Annotated in this window: 15 protein-coding genes and 1 pseudogene; 7 read left to right on the top strand and 9 right to left on the bottom strand. The window is 62.6% G+C overall.

What is annotated here, in order from left to right; genetic code table 11:
• Positions 1–215: 215 nt before the first annotated feature.
• Positions 216–1,130, bottom strand: coding sequence for a LysR family transcriptional regulator (locus CWO89_RS25770; protein WP_130581456.1), 915 nt, complete (start codon positions 1,128–1,130; stop codon positions 216–218).
• A gap of 94 nt (positions 1,131–1,224) precedes the next feature.
• Here CWO89_RS25770 and CWO89_RS25765 point away from each other — a divergent pair, with 94 nt between their 5' ends.
• Positions 1,225–1,668: a nuclear transport factor 2 family protein gene (locus CWO89_RS25765; protein WP_130581455.1), complete on the top strand. Its 444-nt coding sequence runs from the start codon at positions 1,225–1,227 to the stop codon at positions 1,666–1,668.
• A 269-nt stretch (positions 1,669–1,937) separates the two neighbouring features.
• Here the strand turns inward: CWO89_RS25765 and CWO89_RS25760 are convergent, their stop codons facing one another.
• Positions 1,938–2,756 (bottom strand): tetratricopeptide repeat protein, encoded by an 819-nt coding sequence (locus tag CWO89_RS25760; protein ID WP_245476574.1) that lies wholly within the window; start codon positions 2,754–2,756, stop codon positions 1,938–1,940.
• Between the two features lie 156 nt (positions 2,757–2,912).
• The gene (locus CWO89_RS25755; protein ID WP_130581453.1) at positions 2,913–3,572 is read right to left on the bottom strand and encodes a FecR family protein; all 660 of its coding nucleotides are present in this window, start codon (positions 3,570–3,572) and stop codon (positions 2,913–2,915) included.
• Positions 3,573–4,028: 456 nt separating this feature from the next.
• Here CWO89_RS25755 and CWO89_RS25750 point away from each other — a divergent pair, with 456 nt between their 5' ends.
• On the top strand, positions 4,029–7,031 hold the full coding sequence (locus CWO89_RS25750) for a VCBS domain-containing protein (protein WP_130581452.1): 3,003 nt from the start codon (positions 4,029–4,031) through the stop codon (positions 7,029–7,031).
• A gap of 100 nt (positions 7,032–7,131) precedes the next feature.
• On the opposite strand, the gene CWO89_RS25745 is transcribed toward CWO89_RS25750, so the two are convergent.
• Positions 7,132–7,818, bottom strand: a complete 687-nt coding sequence (locus CWO89_RS25745; protein WP_130581451.1) for a glutathione S-transferase family protein — start codon at positions 7,816–7,818, stop codon at positions 7,132–7,134.
• A 245-nt stretch (positions 7,819–8,063) separates the two neighbouring features.
• Between CWO89_RS25745 and CWO89_RS25740 the strand changes: the two genes are divergently transcribed.
• Positions 8,064–9,824, top strand: coding sequence for an EF-hand domain-containing protein (locus tag CWO89_RS25740; protein WP_165421342.1), 1,761 nt, complete (start codon positions 8,064–8,066; stop codon positions 9,822–9,824).
• Between the two features lie 51 nt (positions 9,825–9,875).
• Here CWO89_RS25740 and CWO89_RS25735 read toward each other — a convergent pair whose 3' ends face one another.
• Both CWO89_RS25735 and CWO89_RS25730 read right to left on the bottom strand, forming a co-directional pair.
• On the bottom strand, positions 9,876–10,202 hold the full coding sequence (locus CWO89_RS25735; protein WP_130581449.1) for a hypothetical protein: 327 nt from the start codon (positions 10,200–10,202) through the stop codon (positions 9,876–9,878).
• A 200-nt stretch (positions 10,203–10,402) separates the two neighbouring features.
• The gene (locus tag CWO89_RS25730) at positions 10,403–11,536 is read right to left on the bottom strand and encodes a site-specific DNA-methyltransferase (RefSeq protein ID WP_130581448.1); all 1,134 of its coding nucleotides are present in this window, start codon (positions 11,534–11,536) and stop codon (positions 10,403–10,405) included.
• A gap of 396 nt (positions 11,537–11,932) precedes the next feature.
• On the opposite strand from CWO89_RS25730, the gene ypfJ reads away from it, so the two are divergent.
• Together ypfJ and moaB are read left to right on the top strand one after the other, a co-directional pair.
• Positions 11,933–12,868 carry a KPN_02809 family neutral zinc metallopeptidase gene (ypfJ, locus tag CWO89_RS25725; RefSeq protein WP_130581447.1) on the top strand — a complete coding sequence of 312 codons (936 nt, stop codon included), beginning with the start codon at positions 11,933–11,935 and terminating at the stop codon, positions 12,866–12,868.
• Positions 12,869–12,887: 19 nt separating this feature from the next.
• Positions 12,888–13,451: a molybdenum cofactor biosynthesis protein B gene (moaB, locus tag CWO89_RS25720; RefSeq protein WP_130581446.1), complete on the top strand. Its 564-nt coding sequence runs from the start codon at positions 12,888–12,890 to the stop codon at positions 13,449–13,451.
• A 129-nt stretch (positions 13,452–13,580) separates the two neighbouring features.
• On the opposite strand, the gene CWO89_RS46160 is transcribed toward moaB, so the two are convergent.
• From CWO89_RS46160 to CWO89_RS25710, 3 genes are all read right to left on the bottom strand, one after another.
• Positions 13,581–13,724 (bottom strand): RSP_7527 family protein, encoded by a 144-nt coding sequence (locus tag CWO89_RS46160; protein ID WP_463703184.1) that lies wholly within the window; start codon positions 13,722–13,724, stop codon positions 13,581–13,583.
• Between the two features lie 5 nt (positions 13,725–13,729).
• Positions 13,730–14,653, bottom strand: a complete 924-nt coding sequence (locus CWO89_RS25715) for a bifunctional helix-turn-helix transcriptional regulator/GNAT family N-acetyltransferase (protein ID WP_130581445.1) — start codon at positions 14,651–14,653, stop codon at positions 13,730–13,732.
• Between the two features lie 204 nt (positions 14,654–14,857).
• On the bottom strand, positions 14,858–15,439 hold the full coding sequence (locus CWO89_RS25710) for a glycosyltransferase (protein ID WP_130581457.1): 582 nt from the start codon (positions 15,437–15,439) through the stop codon (positions 14,858–14,860).
• Positions 15,440–15,602: 163 nt separating this feature from the next.
• Between CWO89_RS25710 and CWO89_RS25705 the strand changes: the two genes are divergently transcribed.
• Together CWO89_RS25705 and CWO89_RS48100 are read left to right on the top strand one after the other, a co-directional pair.
• Positions 15,603–16,766 carry a PA0069 family radical SAM protein gene (locus CWO89_RS25705; RefSeq protein ID WP_130581444.1) on the top strand — a complete coding sequence of 388 codons (1,164 nt, stop codon included), beginning with the start codon at positions 15,603–15,605 and terminating at the stop codon, positions 16,764–16,766.
• Between the two features lie 218 nt (positions 16,767–16,984).
• A pseudogene (locus tag CWO89_RS48100) lies at positions 16,985–17,139 on the top strand (ribonuclease HII); the annotation flags it as partial.

Below are 17,139 nucleotides of genomic sequence, written 5' to 3'. Positions count from 1 at the left end.
AAAGCGGAATGTTTTTTGCGCGAGGGCTGGATGGGGCAAATCAGGTTGGAATCGCTGGTGAATTTTTCTCCGCCGTCATTCCGGGGCATCGCGAAGCGATGAGCCCGGAATCCATGTCTCCGCTCGCGCCGGTGGCGCAATGGATTCCGGGCTCGTCCTTCGGACGCCCCGGAATGACGGAGGGCGGGGTGCACGCTGCGTTTCCCAATGCGGACCTACATTTTTCGCCCGCCCAACTCCCGTCCCGTCTCCAGCATCAATTGGCGGAGCCAGATCGAGCCGGGATCCATCTGGGCGCGGGTGGGGTAGAACATGTACTGCTCGTCGATGCCGGGATCGAGCGGTGGCGTCACGGTCAGCAGTGACAATTGTTTGGCGAGCGCTGCGATCAGGCGGCGCGGCACGAAGGCGACGAGGTCGGTGCGGGCTGTGACATGCAGCGCCTCGATATAGCCTGGCACCACGAGAGCGATGCGCCGCTCGATGCCCTTGGAGCGCAGCCAGCTATCGATCAGATCCTCGTTCTGGCCGCGGATCACGACGGCGACATGCCTTGCCGCGAGGAACGCCTCGCGTTTCTTCAATCTCGCGCCGACCGGATGGCCGCGGCGCACCGCGAGCGCGTCGCTGTCGACATAGAGGCGCTGGCGGTGAAAGCCCTTGAAGGCGTCGCCGATCGAGATCACGAGATCGATGGTGCGGGCGAATTCGGCGGTGAAGATCGCGGGCCCCCGCCACGGCACCACGTCGATCGTCACATGCGGCGCGATCTGCGTGATCTTCTCCATCAATGGCGGCATCAGGAGCTCGACCCCGAGGTCCGGCATCATCAGCCGGAAATGCCGGTCGCTGCTGATGGCGTCGAACGCGTCGGGGACGAACAGCGCGCGCACCTGGTCGAGCGCCTGCGCCAGCGGCGCGCGCAACGTCTGCGCCCGCGGCGTCAGCTCCATGCGGGCGCCGTTGCGCACCAGGAGCGGATCGCCGATCAGATCGCGCAGGCGCTGCAGCGCGTGGCTTGTGGCCGGCTGCGACAGACGAAGCCGCATCGCGGCGCGGCTGACACTGGCTTCCCGCAGCAGCGCGTCGAGCGCGATCAGGAGGTTGAGGTCGAGCGAATTCAAATTCATCGGGTGAATAGATATCATATCGGCTATCGATTTGAAGAATGATCTCTACCGCGGCACAAAGAGGCGTACTCAGTCAGTCACTGGAGACGTCGCCATGAGCGCAGCCGACAACAAGAACCTGATGCAGCAGATCTTTGCCGCAGCCGGAAATCCCGATCCCGATGCGCGCGACCGCGCGCTGTTCACCACGAGCCTTGCCGAGGATGCGACATGGACGGTGACGGGACAGTATTCCTGGTCGCGCACGTTCAGCGGCAAGCAATCGATCCTCAACGATCTGCACGGTCACGTTCGTTCGCTATTGGCGGAACGCACGCGTACCGTCGCCCATCGCTTCATCGCCGACGGCGACCATGTCGTGGTCGAAGCCAAGGGCGACAATGTCACCAGGGACGGCGTTCGCTACGACAATGACTATTGCCTGGTGTTCCGGCTCGAGGACGGCAAGATCAGGGAGATCAGGGAGTATTGCGACTCGGTGCTGACCGAGAAGGCGCTGGGGCAGTTTCCGGCGCCGCAGGTCCGCGCGGCGCGTTGAGGCTTCCTCCGCTGTCATTCCGGGATGCGCCGCTAGGCGCAGGCCCGGAATCCATCGCGCTCCCGGTGCCGAGGCGAAATGGAATCCGGGTTCTCGCTTCGCGAGCCCCGGAATGACGGAAGCAATTGGTCAGGTGGGCAGAGCAACTTGTCCGCAGTAGCTCGAAGAGCGAAGGCGGAAGCGTGCCCACCATTCTTGTCCGTGCAAGGGATGGTGGGCACGGCGCGGTGCGCCTTTGCTCACCCTACAATGCTAACCGTCGCTGGTACCTACCGCACCCCATAGCGCGTGAAGTCGTTGCCGATCTTGACCTGGATCGTCTTTGCCAATGCAATATCGGCGTTGCTGCCCGCTTTGTCGCCCGTCTTCAGCCTGGCCAGCCCGCGCCCATAGAGTGCGCTCGCCAGCTTCGGGTCGTGCTGCAGCGCAGAACTGTAGTCATCGATAGCCGCATCGAATTTGCCCATTTTGAGGTAGATCAGCCCACGCGAGTCATACGTTGCGGCGTTGTTCGACGCTAATTGAAGCGCCTTATTGCAGTCCTCCAGTGCCGCCTCCAACGCGCCGAGGATCGCCTGCGTCCAACAGCGTCCGCTCCACACGGCTTCCAAATTGGGTTCAAGACGAATTGCCTCGTCATAGTCCCGGGCCGCGCGATCATACTCGTGCTTTTTCAGGTAGGCTCTGGCACGGTTGGCGAAAGCGCTGCCGTAGCTGGGATTGAGCTGGATCGCGCCATCGAGGGCTTTGATGGCAAGGTCGTATTCGCCTTTCTTCAAATAAGCCACGCCGCGATTGTTGAAGGCCTTGACGTAAGTTGGATTGAGCTGGATCGATTGATCGAAATCCTGGATGGCGCGGTCGTAGTCTCCCTTTGCCGCATAGGCGTTGCCACGATTGTTGTAGGCGATTGCCAAGGCAGCCGTCTTGCCGTGACCGGAAGCGATGAGCGCCGTGCAGCCATTGACCCTGGCTTCAAGCGAGGCGTGATCCGTGCCGTTGCACAACGCAATGTCAGTCAGGTAGTTGCTCTTCTTTGCATCCTCCTGCGCCGCCGCAGGTGAGCCGAGCAACAGCAGGATGAGCATGCATGCGACGCCGTCAATGATGCCTCCCCTAGTACTCGCGTCCATATCAGGCTTCCTGACTTTGGAAATTGGGGAATCCGCGATCGTCGCTTTTTCGCGGAAAGGCGTCACGTCCTGCTGGTGCCCTGCGCCGAGACTGGCTTCCGAACAAATGGCCTAGCACCCTCGGCAGATGTTCAGATTGGACTTGCGATTGGCTTTCTGTTCGGATTGCTGCGCTGTCGATGGGCCGGGCTTTTTCGTAAGCTTGTTCTTGCCCTCTTCGATAAGGGTTGAAAACTTGACTGTCCCGTCATCCGAAATTTCGACATGTGGAGTCGTGCCCCGAATACCCATTGTTGCGACTGGGGTATCGACCTTCATGTCGCCGGTCTTCGCGATATTGCCGGCGACAAACGTAAGTGTTCCGTTGGTTACCTTGAACAAGGTCGAGTTGGATTTCCCATTTGGGTCGTACACGAATTCGTCCAACGCCATACGGGCGTTGCTCGATAGTTTGAACGAACTGCCATCGGCAAAGTTGATCCCGACCCGGCCATCGGCCCCGGTCTGCACCACATCGCCGAGGTAAACGATATCACCCACCTTCGTCTGGACGATCTGGCCGGCGACATTTGCCTGAATGACCATCGCACCCGCGTGCTCGATCGTCACCGAGCCGGTTGTGGTTACAACTGTTCCGATGGGTTTTGCTGATGCGAGATCCTGAACAGCCGGCCCGGGAGGATTGGTCTGCGCATCGGCTGCATCAACCAAAAGGCTGGCCAATGCCAGAGCCAAACTCGCCACCGACGCGATAATCGTATGCGTGCGCATGATCCCCTTCCTGAGAAGATCCTTTTTGCCGCGTGACAGCCCGCTGACTTCAATGGTCAGCCGGGTCGCTATAATTCATGCAGTACGTGCAATGTCAGGGCGGCCATGAGTGGCCACCTCATTTTAAATTTTTGTCATATTAATCCTGGAGCCGGTTCAAATGCTACCAAAACGTTGCATCTTGAGGCGGCTATAATTGCGGCGCTCCAGAGAGGGGAAACGACGCGCTCCAGGGAAAAGTGATTTAATTCCTGCGTCGGGCGATTTAAATCAGGCATTGAATGCATCGGATGTTACGGATATGTTTGATTAAATTTGGATCAGGATGTTGCGGCGGGCTAGCCTAGGGTTGCCGACGCCAAGATTGTTTTGACCTCGTGGCGTAGGCAAAGCCAGAGCAAGAAAAGTGCGGCACCACGCTGGGCCTGAAAGTACTCAGCAGGCGAGGTCGAAATCATGTTCGTTGCGTCTTGCGTCGAGTCCGGGGGCGACCGCAACGCCATTGTCGCCCAGCTTCCCCAGATCATAGGCCATGTTCAGATCGCGATCGGTTGCTGCACCCTCAGCCGCGCGACCGGCGTTGCCGTTCAACTCACGGCTGGCGATCCCGTTTATCAGGGAGACGTGATCGAGACGGCGGACGACGCGCAGGTCGGAATTCGCTTTATCGACGGCACTGTGTTCAACCTCTCTCCCGGCACCCGTATGGTGTTGAACGAATTGATCTGTGACGCCAACGGCACCTCGCATTCGGCCCTGTTTGGCGTGACCAGAGGCACCTTCGCTTTCGTTGCCGGACGGGTGGCAACGACTGGTTGCCTCACGGTTGATACGCCTGTTGGAAGCATTCGGGGCCGCGCTCATGGCGGCGGGATCGGCACGTTGACGCTCGCGGCACTGGCCTTCGCCGTTATGAACGAAGTCCATGCGGCAGAGCCGGACGTCACATATCTCGATGACGACAGCATCGCATACAAGGATCTCGAGCATGGCGTATTCGAGCTCGTGACCAAAGAGCCGATCCCGCGACACATCATTGTCGAGGATCCCGGAGAGACGACCATCCTGAGCAGGAGAGGGTCCTCGGTCAGCGTCAACCAAACCGCGAATAGTGCGACTCGAATGGAGGAGTTGCATGCCGCCCGGCAGGACGTGCTGGCCAATTTCGCGAAGGAACAGGTGCCGCCCGGGTCGAGCACGCCTCCCTCGACGATCAATGTGCTGCCGGTGCAGCCGATCAATTTTATTCAGACCGATACTCTCCAGATCCATAATTCGCTCCCGCCGCTGCCGTCGTCGACGGTAGTTCCTGAGCTGTTTGTCCTGCGTTCGCCGCCGGTGTTCACCGTCGCGACGGGGCCGACGGAAATCGATACATCGGTGTTTGACCACTTCGCTGCAACGAGCGGAGCTTTCGCTGCCAGCAGCTCCAACAGCGGCGCTGCACTGACCTTTGGCATCAGTGGCGGAATCGCCGGCAGCACGGTGCTGGGAGGGGTGACATACGATGTATCGAGCGCCGGTCCCTATGGCAGGCTCTACCTCAACAGCGCGACCGGCGCCTACACCTTCGTTCCGGACAGCGGCGCGATCAATGCGCTGACCTCGCCGACGACTGAGAGCTTCATTATCACGGTGTCAGACGGCACACGCTCGGCCAATCAGGTCTTCACGATCGCCATCGATGGCGTCAACGACGCGGCCATCATTTCGGGCTCCACGACTGGCGCGGTGATCGAGGCGGGGAGTGCTGGGCACGGTATGCCTGTCGCAACCGGCACGCTCACCGACGTCGACGTCGACAATCCGCCGAATACTTTCACCGTGGTCGCCTCGCCGAAGGCGAGTGCCGGCGGCTACGGCACCTTCACGGTGACGGCGGCCGGCGTGTGGACCTACACGGTCAACGAGAGTAACCACGCGGTGCAGGCGCTCAATGTCGGCGGCCATCTGACCGACACCTTCATCGTGACCACCGTGGATGGCACCCCTCAGGTGGTGACGATCACCATCAACGGCACCAATGACGCGGCCGTCATTTCCGGCGCGACGACCGGCTCAGTGATCGAGGCGAGCGGCGCTGAGCCGGGCAAGCTGACCACGACCGGCACGCTCACCGATAGCGACGTCGACAATGCGCCCAACACCTTCACGGCGGTCAGTTCGCCGACGGCAAGTCATGACGGTTACGGCACTTTCACGATGACCGCGGCCGGTGCGTGGACCTATACGCTCAACGACGCCAACAGCGCGGTGCAGGCGCTCAATGTCGGCGACCACCTGACCGACACCTTCACGGTGACCACCGCGGACGGCACTGCACAAGTGGTGACGATCACCATCAACGGCACCAACGACGCGGCCGTCATTTCTGGCGCCACCATGGGCTGCGTGATCGAGGCTGGGGGCGTCGCCAATGCCAAGCCGGGCGTGCCGACCGCGACCGGCATGCTCACCGATAGCGACGTCGACAATGCGCCCAACACCTTCACGGCGGTCACTTCGCCGACGGCAAGTCATGGCGGCTACGGCACCTTCACGATGACGGCGGCTGGTGAGTGGACCTACACGCTCGACAACGCCAGCGGCGCGGTGCAGGCGCTCAACGCCTGCGACCACCTGACCGACAGCTTCACGGTGACCAGCATCGACGGCACCGCACAGGTGGTGACGATTACCATCCATGGCACCAACGACGCGGCCGTCGTTTCGGGAACGACGACCGGCACGGTGACCGAAGCTGGCTGCGATACGTCCGGCACGCCAACCGCGACCGGCGCGCTTACCGATACCGACGTTGACAATCCGGCGAATACCTTCACCGCGGTCTGCTCGCCGACGAAGAGCGATGGCGGTTATGGCACCTTCACGATGACGGCGGCCGGCGTGTGGACCTACACGCTCGACAATACCAACTGCACGGTGCGGGCGCTCGACGCCTGCGACCACCTGACCGACACCTTCACGGCGAAGACCATAGATGGCACCGCGCAGGTGGTGACGATCACCATCAAAGGCGCCAGTGACGCAGACCCCGACGATTTCGTATGGCGTGCCCTGTCTGCTGACGGCGGCAGTCATTCGACCCCAGGCGAAGCAGGCACAGATGGCATTGCTGCCAAGCATGGTGGCAGCGCGGCGGATTTCCAGCGATCCTCGACTGCCGATGCGATGTTTGGGTCAGAGGCAGCTGGAACGCGCGTGCTTGGAGACGCATTCCACTTCAAGGACAAGAACTCAGGTCCCGGAGGTTCAGACGGCTTCGACCTCGGAAATGCCGACCATGGCCCGGCATCGAGCAGCCATCACGAAGACGCTGCCGGAAGCCACGGACGAGAGGGCGCACAGCCCATCGAGCTAGTTTTGCACGAGCAGCACTCGGCTGACGGTTTCGGTGTCGTTCCCGACCTTGCAGGGCACGCTGTCGTCCCCCATGCGCCGCACGATCTGATGATCTGACGCAATCGGAAGGTGGGCACGGTGCGTGGCCCTTTGCCCGCCTTCCCAATTTGCATCGCGATTCACACGCGAGGCGCGTGCCGGCACGCCGGAAGGGCGCTTAAGCCACCTTGGTCTTGAGGTGGCCGAACATGAAGTTCTTCGCCTCGTCGTCCATCTCGGCCTTGAAGGTGAACTTGTCCTTCAATGCGATCGCGCGTGCGGCGGCTGGCCGCGCCGAGATCCCGTCGACCAGGCGCTTGACGTTCGGGTACTTCGCATAGCCCTCCTCGCCGAGCACGAACGACGCCAGCCGCGCCCAGCCCCAGAACGCCATGTCGACGATGCTGTAGCTGTCGCCGACCATGTAGCGGCTCTTGGCGAGATGCTCGTCAAGGATCTTGTAGTGACGATGCGTTTCGTACTGGTAGCGGTTATGCGCGTATTCCAGCTCCTTTGGCGCTACCGTCTTGAAATGCACCGCCTGACCCGAATAGGGGCCGAGACCGCTGGCGATGAACATCAGCCAGGACAGCGTCGCGGCGCGGTTGGCCGGCGTGTTGGCGGGCAGGAATTTTCCGGTCTTCTCGGCGAGGTAGAGCAGGATCGCGTTGGAGTCGAACACGAACACGCCGTCATCGTCGATCGCCGGCACCTTGGCGTTCGGGTTGACCTTCAAAAATTCCGGCTTGAACTGCTCGCCCTTGCGGGTGTCGACCGGTATTGCCTCGAAGGCGAGACCGGATTCTTCCAGGAACAGTGCGACCTTGTTCGGGTTCGGTGCTCCGTTGAAGTAGAATTTGAGCATCAAGTCTCTCCCTTATGCTTGTTGCTGGTAGGTCAGGATGGGCGCCTTCATGCGTCGGCGCCTTCGAAAGTGCAACCGAAGATGTCGTGAGGACGGGCGATCCGGCGGTCGAATAGTAAGGACCGAACCGGGAATGCCGCATGCCTCGGCAATCAAGCGTTTACTGTCCCGCGTTTCAACAACAGGTAGCAACTTGCTTTGAGTGCATCTTTCGCTTATTGGCCGACAGGTTCGGAGATATGGACATGCATCTGTTTCCGCAATTGCGCTCTGCCCGCTTGATTGGTCTCGTCGCCGCCATTGTTGCTGGCCCGACGGCGGCGGTTTCGCAGGGATCGACCGCTCAGCCTCCAGCGGCGCGCGCCGTCATACCGGACGGGGAGATGCTGCTGCTCTCTCAGATGCCCACCAGCGTGGCGCTCGACCGCTATCTCGAACAATTGCGCACCGATTTTTTCATCCTCGATGCCGATAGCGACGGAAAGATCATACAGCGCGATGCCGATCTGCATACGTTGATGGAAACGATCGAGATGCGGACCAATTCGTGGACAGCGGTGATGCGCTACGACCTCGACGGAGATGGCTCGGTGACCGAGGACGAAGCCCGCCGCGTCGCAAGGTACGACCACAGGACGTCTCGCGCGGCGGCCGCATTTGGCAAATCACCGCCGGGCAACGCTGAGGAGTTCGTCGAGCGGATCGTCGGTTCGATCATGGAGCTCGATACCGACAAGGATGGCAAGGTCGGTCTTGCCGAAGCCGGTAAATTCCGCCAGTCCAGCAAGCAGCAGTACGTCGCGCTGAACGGTCAGTCGGGGCGCGTGCGCCGGGCGCTGACACTTGAGGGCGCGGCGGGAGAGCTATCGCTCGCCAACTATCAGGCGGCGGGTGAAATGCTGTTTCGCAAGATCGACGCGGACAATGACGGCAAGATCTCGCCGCAGGAACTGGACAACTATAGGCGTAGGCCCGAGCCGGCCGACGCGAAGTCCGGAAATGACGCGGCCGAAGCCGCGCAGAAGCACTTGCGCGAGCAGGCGGAGATCGCGCGCAAGAAGCAGGAGGCGATCGACGCGGAACGGGCGGCATGCGCGATGCCAGCGGCTTCCGAGAAAGCCAAAATTGTGCTTTTGGGCTCCTACGAGACCGAGGCGCTATCGAGCGTCACCATCGGCTCGCAGGATGCCGTTGTGCATGCGGGACGTGTCAATGTCGAGCCGGGAGACGATCCACTCTATGTGGTGATCGCAAGCTACAGGCCAACCATCTGGCAATTCAGCGGCGCGGTGGAGCGGGTCGAGCGGGTGGTGCTGACCAGTTTGAGTAGCGGTCGGAGCAGCGGCAATGCGCAGCAGTCACCGGCCGTCGGCGCGACAGGTATCCCGCGTGAGCGCATCAGCCTCTTCTCGCGATCCAACTGCTTGAGCTATTTCAGCGAAGCTCCTTCAAGCGGGTCGCTGCAGGCGGTTGCCGCCATTCGCCTTTCGGCGGGCAAGTCGCCGGACGTTGTTGCGGCCAAACTTTCGGTGGGCGCCTACAACATTCCGTCCGGAAGGATCGACACGGTGAGAGAGCAGCGCAAGCAGGGGCTCGTCATCCGCAAGAGCGAGGGCACACTCAACATCATCGGCAATACCAGCAACATCCTCATCGAGGCCGGCCCCAGCCGCGCGCGAGATGATATGCAGAGCTACTGGCCCGGCGGAGTTGTCGAAATTGATCCGAAGGCGGTCGTCGCCAGCGAGCCTGTTGCAACCTATGAAGTGCTTCCCGCGCAGGCGGGCCTGGTGCAGTTGCTCGCGAACGGAACTGTGACGCAGAACAGCTCAGGCGAATTCATCGTTCGCAAGAACATCCGCTTTCCACCGGGGCTCTATGGCGCGCATTCCGTCACTTTCCTTATTATGAAAGGGGCGCCGTATCCTGAAGGCGATCCGGGACACTCCTGCGTGATCGTGGAAGAGACCGGCGAAAGCAAGGGCGCTGTCTGTCGCTCGCGCTGATCGTGCCTGCGACTGCCCGCTGCTTTTGGAGCGGACGGCGTGCAGCGTCGATCAGCCGACGTAGAACAGACCAACCGCGCTCGCGACGATCAGCGCGACGCCCGCCAGGTCCAATAGCGCCGCAAAACGGGTTGCTGTGTGCAAATCAGAGACGTGAGCGGCACGCTCGGCGCTGCGCCCATAGCCGTGCGTGATGATGTCCTCGGTGAAATGGCCATGCGCCTCCAGCGCGCTCGTCAGTCCGACGGAGACCAGAAGGACGCCGAAGATGCCGAGGCCGAAAAAGCCGAGCAGACCGAAAAGCAATATCGGGAACATGCCGACAAAGAAGATCGGCAACAGCGGCACAAGCAGAAACGTTTCGGATTGTCTGCGCATCGGGCAATCCAATCGAAACAGCGACCGACGTTCGAATTCTAGGCTCCTTGTTCGCGCCGAATCAAGGCAAGGGCGTTCAACACGGCGTCATCTTGGCGCGCAATGCCGGGTCTGTTGAGATGTTGGTGGGCACGCTTCCGCCTTCGCTTGTTGAGCTTCGGCGGACAAGTCGCTTTGCCCACCCTGCCGTTCGGCGAAAATCAGCCCACGGCCATCCCGGAGCGGATTTCGGCGCGCAGCTCGTCGATCAGCCTGAGGCCGTTCTTGGTCTCGACGTGCCAGAAGGTCCAGCCGTTGCAGGCGCCTGATCCTTGCGCAACGGCGCCGATGCGGTGGATCGAGCCGACCTTGTCCCCTAACATGATGGCGCCGTCGGCGCGCACGAGGGCGCCGACCCGCTTCTTGGCGTCGACGAGTTTCGCGCCCGGCATGATCATGCCGCGCTCGATCAGTTCGGAGAAGGCGACGCGCGGCGCCTCGCGCGCGGTCATGAACGGGGCGAGCGTTTCCTGCGGCAGCGGCTCGATGGCGGCGATGCGCGCTTCGGCGGCGGCGGCATAGGCCGCATCGCGCTCGATGCCGAGATAGCGGCGGCCGAGACGTTTCGCCACGGCGCCGGTGGTGCCGGTTCCGTTGAAGGGATCGAGCACGAGATCACCGGGCTTCGACGAGGAGAGCAGCACGCGCGCGAGAAGCTGTTCGGGCTTCTGCGTCGGGTGCACCTTCTTGCCGTCCTTGCCCTTGAGGCGCTCTTCGCCGGTGCAGAGCGGGATCAGCCAGTCGGAACGCGCCTGCACGTCCTCGTTTGCTGCCTTCAGCACCTCGTAATTGAAGGTATAGCCCTTGGCCTTCTCATCACGCGCAGCCCAGATCATGGTCTCGTGCGCATTGGTGAAGCGGCGGCCGCGGAAATTCGGCATCGGGTTCGACTTGCGCCAGACGATATCGTTCAGGAGCCAGAAGCCGAGGTCCTGCATGATGGCGCCGACGCGGAAGATATTGTGATAGGAGCCGATCACCCAGATCGTCGCCGACGGCTTCATGACGCGACGGGCGGCGAGCAGCCAGGCGCGCGTGAAGTCGTCATAGGCGGCAAAGGAGGAGAACTTGTCCCAGTCGTCATTGACGGCATCGACATGGGATTCGTCGGGGCGTTTGAGGTCGCCCTTGAGCTGCAGATTGTAGGGTGGGTCTGCGAACACGACGTCGACAGAACCGGCTGCAAGCTTCGACATCTCGGCGACGCAATCGCCTATGACGATTCGACTCGAAGACGTGGATTCAAATTTAGTGCGGGGCGCCCTTGCAGACGCCCCGCGACGCGACTCAACCATGACTCATAACTCTGACTCAGGCGACGCTGTCGGCGACGCGGGACTAAACAACCGACTGGCGTCACCATGATCCGCCAAAGTAAAAATCGACTTAATCGAAAATGCCACGCGACAAGTTCTGCGCATTTCGATTGCGGCGTTTTCAGATTCGAAATCGAGCGCTTGCAGCATGCATTATGCGAATTGCGCCAGCGACGGCGGAATCGGAAGAATCGAAAATCGGGTTCGTTTGCCGGCAAGCTCACGCGATTCGTGAGGACGTTGGCCGCATCAGCCATGCGCGGATGGCGCGCCGTCGCACTAGGCAATAATTGCCGGGCAGGCTATTGATTAACGGAACGGAAATTTTACGTCTGTTCCGCGTTTACACAGGACAGGACTTAAGGGGAAGCCGCCATGCGTTACGATGATTTCCGTCGCAGCGACGACATCGAGGATCGTCGCGACCAGGGCGGATCTGGTGGCGGCGGAGGCGGCGGCTTCGGCATTCCCATGGGCGGCGGCGGGCTCGGCATCGGCACCATCATCGTGCTCGGCCTGCTCGGCTATGCCTTCGGCATCGACCCGCGCATCCTGATCGGCGGCGCCGAAATCCTGACCGGCGGCGGTCAGGCGCCGACCTACCAGACCGACCGCCGGACGGCGTCCGGCAAGACCGGCGCGCCGACCGATGAAATGGGCAGCATGATCTCCGGCGTCCTGGGCGAGATCGACGATCGCTGGACCGAGATCTTCCGGGAAAGCGGGCAGACCTTCACCGGTCCGAAGATCGTCTTGTTCCGTAACGCCACCAATGGCGGCCGCTGCGGCATGGCGCAGTCGGCGATGGGGCCGTTCTACTGCCCGCCGGACAAGACCATCTATCTCGATACCGGCTTCTTCCGCGAGGTCGAGACGCGGTTCCGTGGCTGCTCGGGCAGCGCCTGCAAGTTCACCGCGGCCTATATCATCGCCCATGAGGCCGGCCATCACGTGCAGAACCTGCTCGGCATCATCCCGCGCGTGACGCGGCTGCAACAGGCGGCCGACAGCAAGGCCGAGGCCAACGCGCTGCAGGTGAAGGTCGAACTGCAGGCCGACTGCCTCTCCGGCGTCTGGGTCAACCGCGAGGAGAAGAAGCGGCCGGGCTTCCTCGAGGCCGGCGACATCGACGCGGCGCTCAAGACGGCCACCGCGATCGGCGACGATACGCTGCAGCGGCAGGCGACGGGCAGGGTGGTGCCGGACTCCTTCACCCACGGCTCGGCGCAGCAGCGACGGCAATGGTTCATGACCGGCTACCAGCAAGGTACGGTGTCGGCCTGCAACACCTTTGGCCAAGGGGCGCTGTGAGATTTGGATAGCGATTGTCATGGCCTCCACAGACGAATCAAAACCGTTCATTCCGCTCAACATCGCGGTGCTGACAATTTCCGACACAAGGACGCTCGCCGACGACAAGTCCGGAACGACGCTGGCGGATCGCATCATTGCGGCCGGCCACAAGCTGGCGGCGCGCGAGATCGTCACTGACGACGTCGAGGCGATCCGTGCGGTGGTGAAGCGCTGGATCGCTGACGAGGGCGTCGATGCGATCATCACCACCGGCGGCACCGGCTTCACCGGCCGCGACGTGACGCCGGAAGCGATCGAGCCGCTGTTCGAAAAGCGGATGGACGGTTTCTCGATCGCCTTCCACATGCTGAGCCACGCCAAGATCGGCGTCTCGACGATCCAGAGCCGCGCCACCGCCGGCGTCGCGGGCGCGACCTACATCTTCTGCCTGCCCGGCTCGCCCGGCGCCTGCCGCGACGGCTGGGACGGAATTCTGGCGGCGCAGCTCGACTACCGCACGCGCCCCTGCAATTTCGTCGAGATCATGCCGCGGCTGGATGAGCACCTGCGCCGGCCGAAGGCGCAAGGCGCGACGGTCTAGTTTCGACCGTCATTCCGGGGCGCGCGAAGCGCGAACCCGGAATCCATTGGGCCACTTGCGCGCGCGGCGAAATGGATTCCGGGTTCATCGCTGCGCGATGCCCCGGAATGACGGTGGAGGTGGTTGGGCTCATTGCCCGCGGAGGGCTTTCATCAGCCAATCCCACAACGCGCGCATCATATCGCGATAAGCCTCGGCCCGGAGCGCGTGCGCTTGCTTGACATGGAAGGCAAGCAGTTCCGGTGTGACGCGCCGCGGTGGATCGCGGCGCATCGGCTTCACAGCGCCCGCTCCCAGGTCTCGCCGACGAGGTCCTGCCCGAAGCTGCGATGCGGCTCGCTTTTCACCAGCACGAAGCCTGCGTCCTGATAGATTTTTCGCGCGGCGATCAGGATGCTCTGGGTCCACAGCGTGATCTTGCGGTAGCCGCAGGCCCTGGCGAAGCTGATGCATTCGCCAACCAGCCGCTTGCCGAGCCCCTGGCCGCGCCCGGCCGGGTCGATCAAGAGCAGCCTGAGCTTGGCGATGTCGTCGGAATGCCTGACCAGGAACACCGAGCCGACCGGTATCCCCTCGAGATCGGCGATCCAGCAGCGTTCGCGCGAGGCGTCGAATGAGGTCAGGAATTTTGCGACGATCTCGGCGACGAATGCCTCGAAGGATGAATCGAAGCCGTATTCGCTGGCGTAGAGCGCGCCATGGCTCTGCGCCACCCAGCCCATATCGCCCGGCCGCGGATCGCGCAGCACAGCGCGCGGGGCTGCGGCCTCGCCGAGCAGCCGCTCGATCGTGCCCATCGCCCCTGTCAGGCGGACGCGATCGTCCGGCGGAAGCCGCGCGAGCATTGATGCGACCTCATCGTGCGAGGTGCGGTTGATCCTGGCAAAGGTCTGCCGCCCCTTTGCGGTGAGGCCGAGCTGGTATTGCCGGCGGTCGGAGGCGAGGGGGCTTCGGGTCAGAAGCCCGTCCTCGTCGAATTTCTGGAGGATGCGGCTGAGATAGCCGGGATCGAGCCCGAGCTCGGTCCCGATCTCCTTCGCCGATATTTCCTCGCGATGGGCCAGCTCATAGAGCACCCGCGCCTCGCTGAGCGAGAACGGGCTTTTCAACAGATGCTGGTCGAGGACGCCGAGCTTGCGGGTGTAGAAGCGGTTGAACGCCCGCACCGCGGCGACCTGGGTTTCGGAATCCGGCTCTGACATAGGGGCACCTCGATAGTTGCTATTGTCAAATAATTATTTGACTTTGGCAAGTATCAAGGCGCTGTCATTCCGGGGCGCGCGAAGCGCGAGCTATGATGTGCAATTGCACATCAGAGAATCCATTCATCTGCACGGTGTGCGGCCCGATGGATTCCGGGCCTGCGCCTTCGGCGCATCCCGGAATGACGAGGGAAACGTAAGGTCCTACGCGACGATGATCCGGCTGCGCAGCATGGTGCGGGAGGAGCGGCCGAGCTGCCGCAATAGCCGCGCCTCGGAGCGGCGGGCATCCGGGCGGTAGCCGCCGAGCTGCTCATAGTGATCGCGTGCGATCAGGAGGCCCTGTTCGGCGGTCGGGCCGGTCAGCATGCGGGCGACGAACTTGAAGCTGTCGCGCAGGCGGGTGTCGGCGTAGGGCGAGCGGGCGTAGCGGAAGATGCCGGCGCGCGGCCGGCCGCTCATCGCGACCCCCTGGATGAACTGGGTGGTCTCCTCGATCCAGCCGCTGTCGAGCACGGCGCCGGCATGCAGGAACATCAGCCAGGGCGAGCGCGCCTGACGGGCTCCGGCCGCCAGCGCTGCGGCGCGGGTGCCGTCGAACGCCATGAAGCGGCAACCGGCGACATCGGCGACGCGTTCGATCACGTCGGACTTGGCGCCGTTCTTGGCGCGATCGACCAGCAGCACCTCTTTCACGATTCCGGACGCGGCACCCGGAACCAGCGCCGCAAGGGTCGCCACCGCGGTCCGCTCGTCGCCCTCGGTTGGAATGATCACGCTCAGCATCAACAGCGGCTTCGTTGGCTCGAAATGGGTGGAAAGCTCGAAAATTGTTATCACCTTGTCACAATCAAAACAGCCGTAGGGGTGCAGTTTTTTGCGGCAGCGCCATTGTGGAATTTCGCGAATGTGTTCTTGATTTGTTCTCACGACATGCTAGCTTCAGAGCATGAGCCGAGCATCCTCTCATGCCCTCAAGCACCCGCCGGTGACGGCGCCCTCCACACCGGCGGGTGCGCCCTCCGCGTTTCCCGAACTCGCGGTCGCGATCGAGCGCGAACGGCGGCGCGGCCGCGGCGCGCAGTCCAATGCGAGCGGCCGCTACGAGGCCGAGGCGCGCGTTACGTTCGACGACGGCTGGCAGAGCCTGGAAGACCTGCCGCCGTTCAAGACCACTGTCTCGCTCGACACCTCGCGCAAGGTCATCGCGCGCAACGACTCGCCCGACATCGGCTTCGACCGCTCGATCAATCCGTACCGAGGCTGCGAGCATGGCTGCGTCTATTGCTTCGCGCGGCCGACCCACGCCTATCTGGGCCTGTCGCCGGGACTGGATTTCGAATCGAAGCTTTTGGCAAAACCCGATGCGCCGGCGCTACTCGAGAAGGAGCTGGCCACGCCAGGCTATGAGCCGCGCATGATCGCGATCGGCACCAACACCGATCCGTACCAACCGATCGAGCGCGAACACAAGATCATGCGGGGTATCCTCGAAGTGCTGGAGCGTGCCGGCCATCCGGTCGGCATCGTCACCAAATCGGGACTGGTGGCGCGTGACATCGACATCCTGCAGCGGATGGCAAAGCGCAACCTGGTCAAGGTCGCACTGTCGGTGACGACGCTCGATGCCAAATTGGCGCGCACCATGGAGCCGCGCGCCTCGACGCCACCGAAGCGGCTGGAAACGATCAAGCGGCTTTCGGATGCCGGCATCCCCACCACCGTGATGGTCGCACCCGTGATCCCCGCGCTGAACGATTCCGAGATCGAGCGCATCCTCGATGCCGCGGCGCATGCCGGCGCCAAGGAAGCCAGCTACGTGCTGCTGCGGCTGCCGCTGGAAGTGCGCGACCTGTTCCGGGAATGGCTGCTCGCGAATTATCCCGACCGCTATCGCCATGTCTTCACCCTGATCCGCGACATGCGCGGCGGGCGCGACTACGACTCGCAATGGGGGACGCGGATGAAGGGTACCGGGCCGATGGCCTGGATGATCGGCCGCAGGTTCGAGATCGCCTGCGAGAAGCTCGGCCTGAACAAGCGTCGCTCGAAGCTGACGACCGACCATTTCGTCAGGCCGAAGCAAAGCGGCGAGCAACTGAGCCTGTTCTGAGAGGCGTCATTGCGTCCCTCTCCGTCATTGCGAGGAGCCAACGGGTCCCGCCTCTGGCGGGCCCGATGACAGGCTCCGCGACGAAGCAATCCATGCCTCCGCAAGCGGAGAGGTGGATTGCTTCGCTGCGCTCGCAAAGACGGGGGAATGCTGAATAATGGGGACGAGCGCCGGGTTCCCGGTTGCGCAGGTGCGGCTGCTTCAGCACAGTCGCGCCCATGATTCGGGATAAGTCCGAGAAGAAAAAGCCTGTCAAACCGGCGAAGGGCGTGATCGCGGTGACGCCGCCGAGCTTTCGGCGCGAGCGTGCGCTGATCAAGCGCGGCGTGTGGCCGATTGCCGGCTGCGACGAGGCCGGGCGCGGCCCGCTGGC

It is taken from the genome of Bradyrhizobium sp. Leo170, assembly GCF_004296405.1.
In the GTDB taxonomy this organism is placed as follows: Bacteria; Pseudomonadota; Alphaproteobacteria; order Rhizobiales; family Xanthobacteraceae; genus Bradyrhizobium.
Note: the sequence above shows the minus strand (reverse complement) of the source record. Positions and strands in the feature narration are given on the sequence as shown.

Excerpts from the sequence above, each read along its gene's own strand:
- CWO89_RS25740 (WP_165421342.1), top strand. The coding sequence starts at position 8,064 with ATGCATCTGTTTCCGCAATTGCGCTCTGCCCGCTTGATTGGTCTCGTC.
- moaB (WP_130581446.1), top strand. The coding sequence starts at position 12,888 with ATGGCCTCCACAGACGAATCAAAACCGTTCATTCCGCTCAACATCGCG.
- CWO89_RS25765 (WP_130581455.1), top strand. The coding sequence starts at position 1,225 with ATGAGCGCAGCCGACAACAAGAACCTGATGCAGCAGATCTTTGCCGCA.
- CWO89_RS25730 (WP_130581448.1), bottom strand. The coding sequence starts at position 11,536 with ATGGTTGAGTCGCGTCGCGGGGCGTCTGCAAGGGCGCCCCGCACTAAA.
- CWO89_RS25715 (WP_130581445.1), bottom strand. The coding sequence starts at position 14,653 with ATGTCAGAGCCGGATTCCGAAACCCAGGTCGCCGCGGTGCGGGCGTTC.
- CWO89_RS25705 (WP_130581444.1), top strand. The coding sequence starts at position 15,603 with ATGAGCCGAGCATCCTCTCATGCCCTCAAGCACCCGCCGGTGACGGCG.
- CWO89_RS25770 (WP_130581456.1), bottom strand. The coding sequence starts at position 1,130 with ATGAATTTGAATTCGCTCGACCTCAACCTCCTGATCGCGCTCGACGCG.
- CWO89_RS46160 (WP_463703184.1), bottom strand. The coding sequence starts at position 13,724 with ATGCGCCGCGATCCACCGCGGCGCGTCACACCGGAACTGCTTGCCTTC.
- CWO89_RS25710 (WP_130581457.1), bottom strand. The coding sequence starts at position 15,439 with ATGCTGAGCGTGATCATTCCAACCGAGGGCGACGAGCGGACCGCGGTG.
- CWO89_RS25735 (WP_130581449.1), bottom strand. The coding sequence starts at position 10,202 with ATGCGCAGACAATCCGAAACGTTTCTGCTTGTGCCGCTGTTGCCGATC.
- CWO89_RS25750 (WP_130581452.1), top strand. The coding sequence starts at position 4,029 with ATGTTCGTTGCGTCTTGCGTCGAGTCCGGGGGCGACCGCAACGCCATT.
- CWO89_RS25760 (WP_245476574.1), bottom strand. The coding sequence starts at position 2,756 with ATGCTCATCCTGCTGTTGCTCGGCTCACCTGCGGCGGCGCAGGAGGAT.
- CWO89_RS25755 (WP_130581453.1), bottom strand. The coding sequence starts at position 3,572 with ATGCGCACGCATACGATTATCGCGTCGGTGGCGAGTTTGGCTCTGGCA.
- CWO89_RS25745 (WP_130581451.1), bottom strand. The coding sequence starts at position 7,818 with ATGCTCAAATTCTACTTCAACGGAGCACCGAACCCGAACAAGGTCGCA.
- ypfJ (WP_130581447.1), top strand. The coding sequence starts at position 11,933 with ATGCGTTACGATGATTTCCGTCGCAGCGACGACATCGAGGATCGTCGC.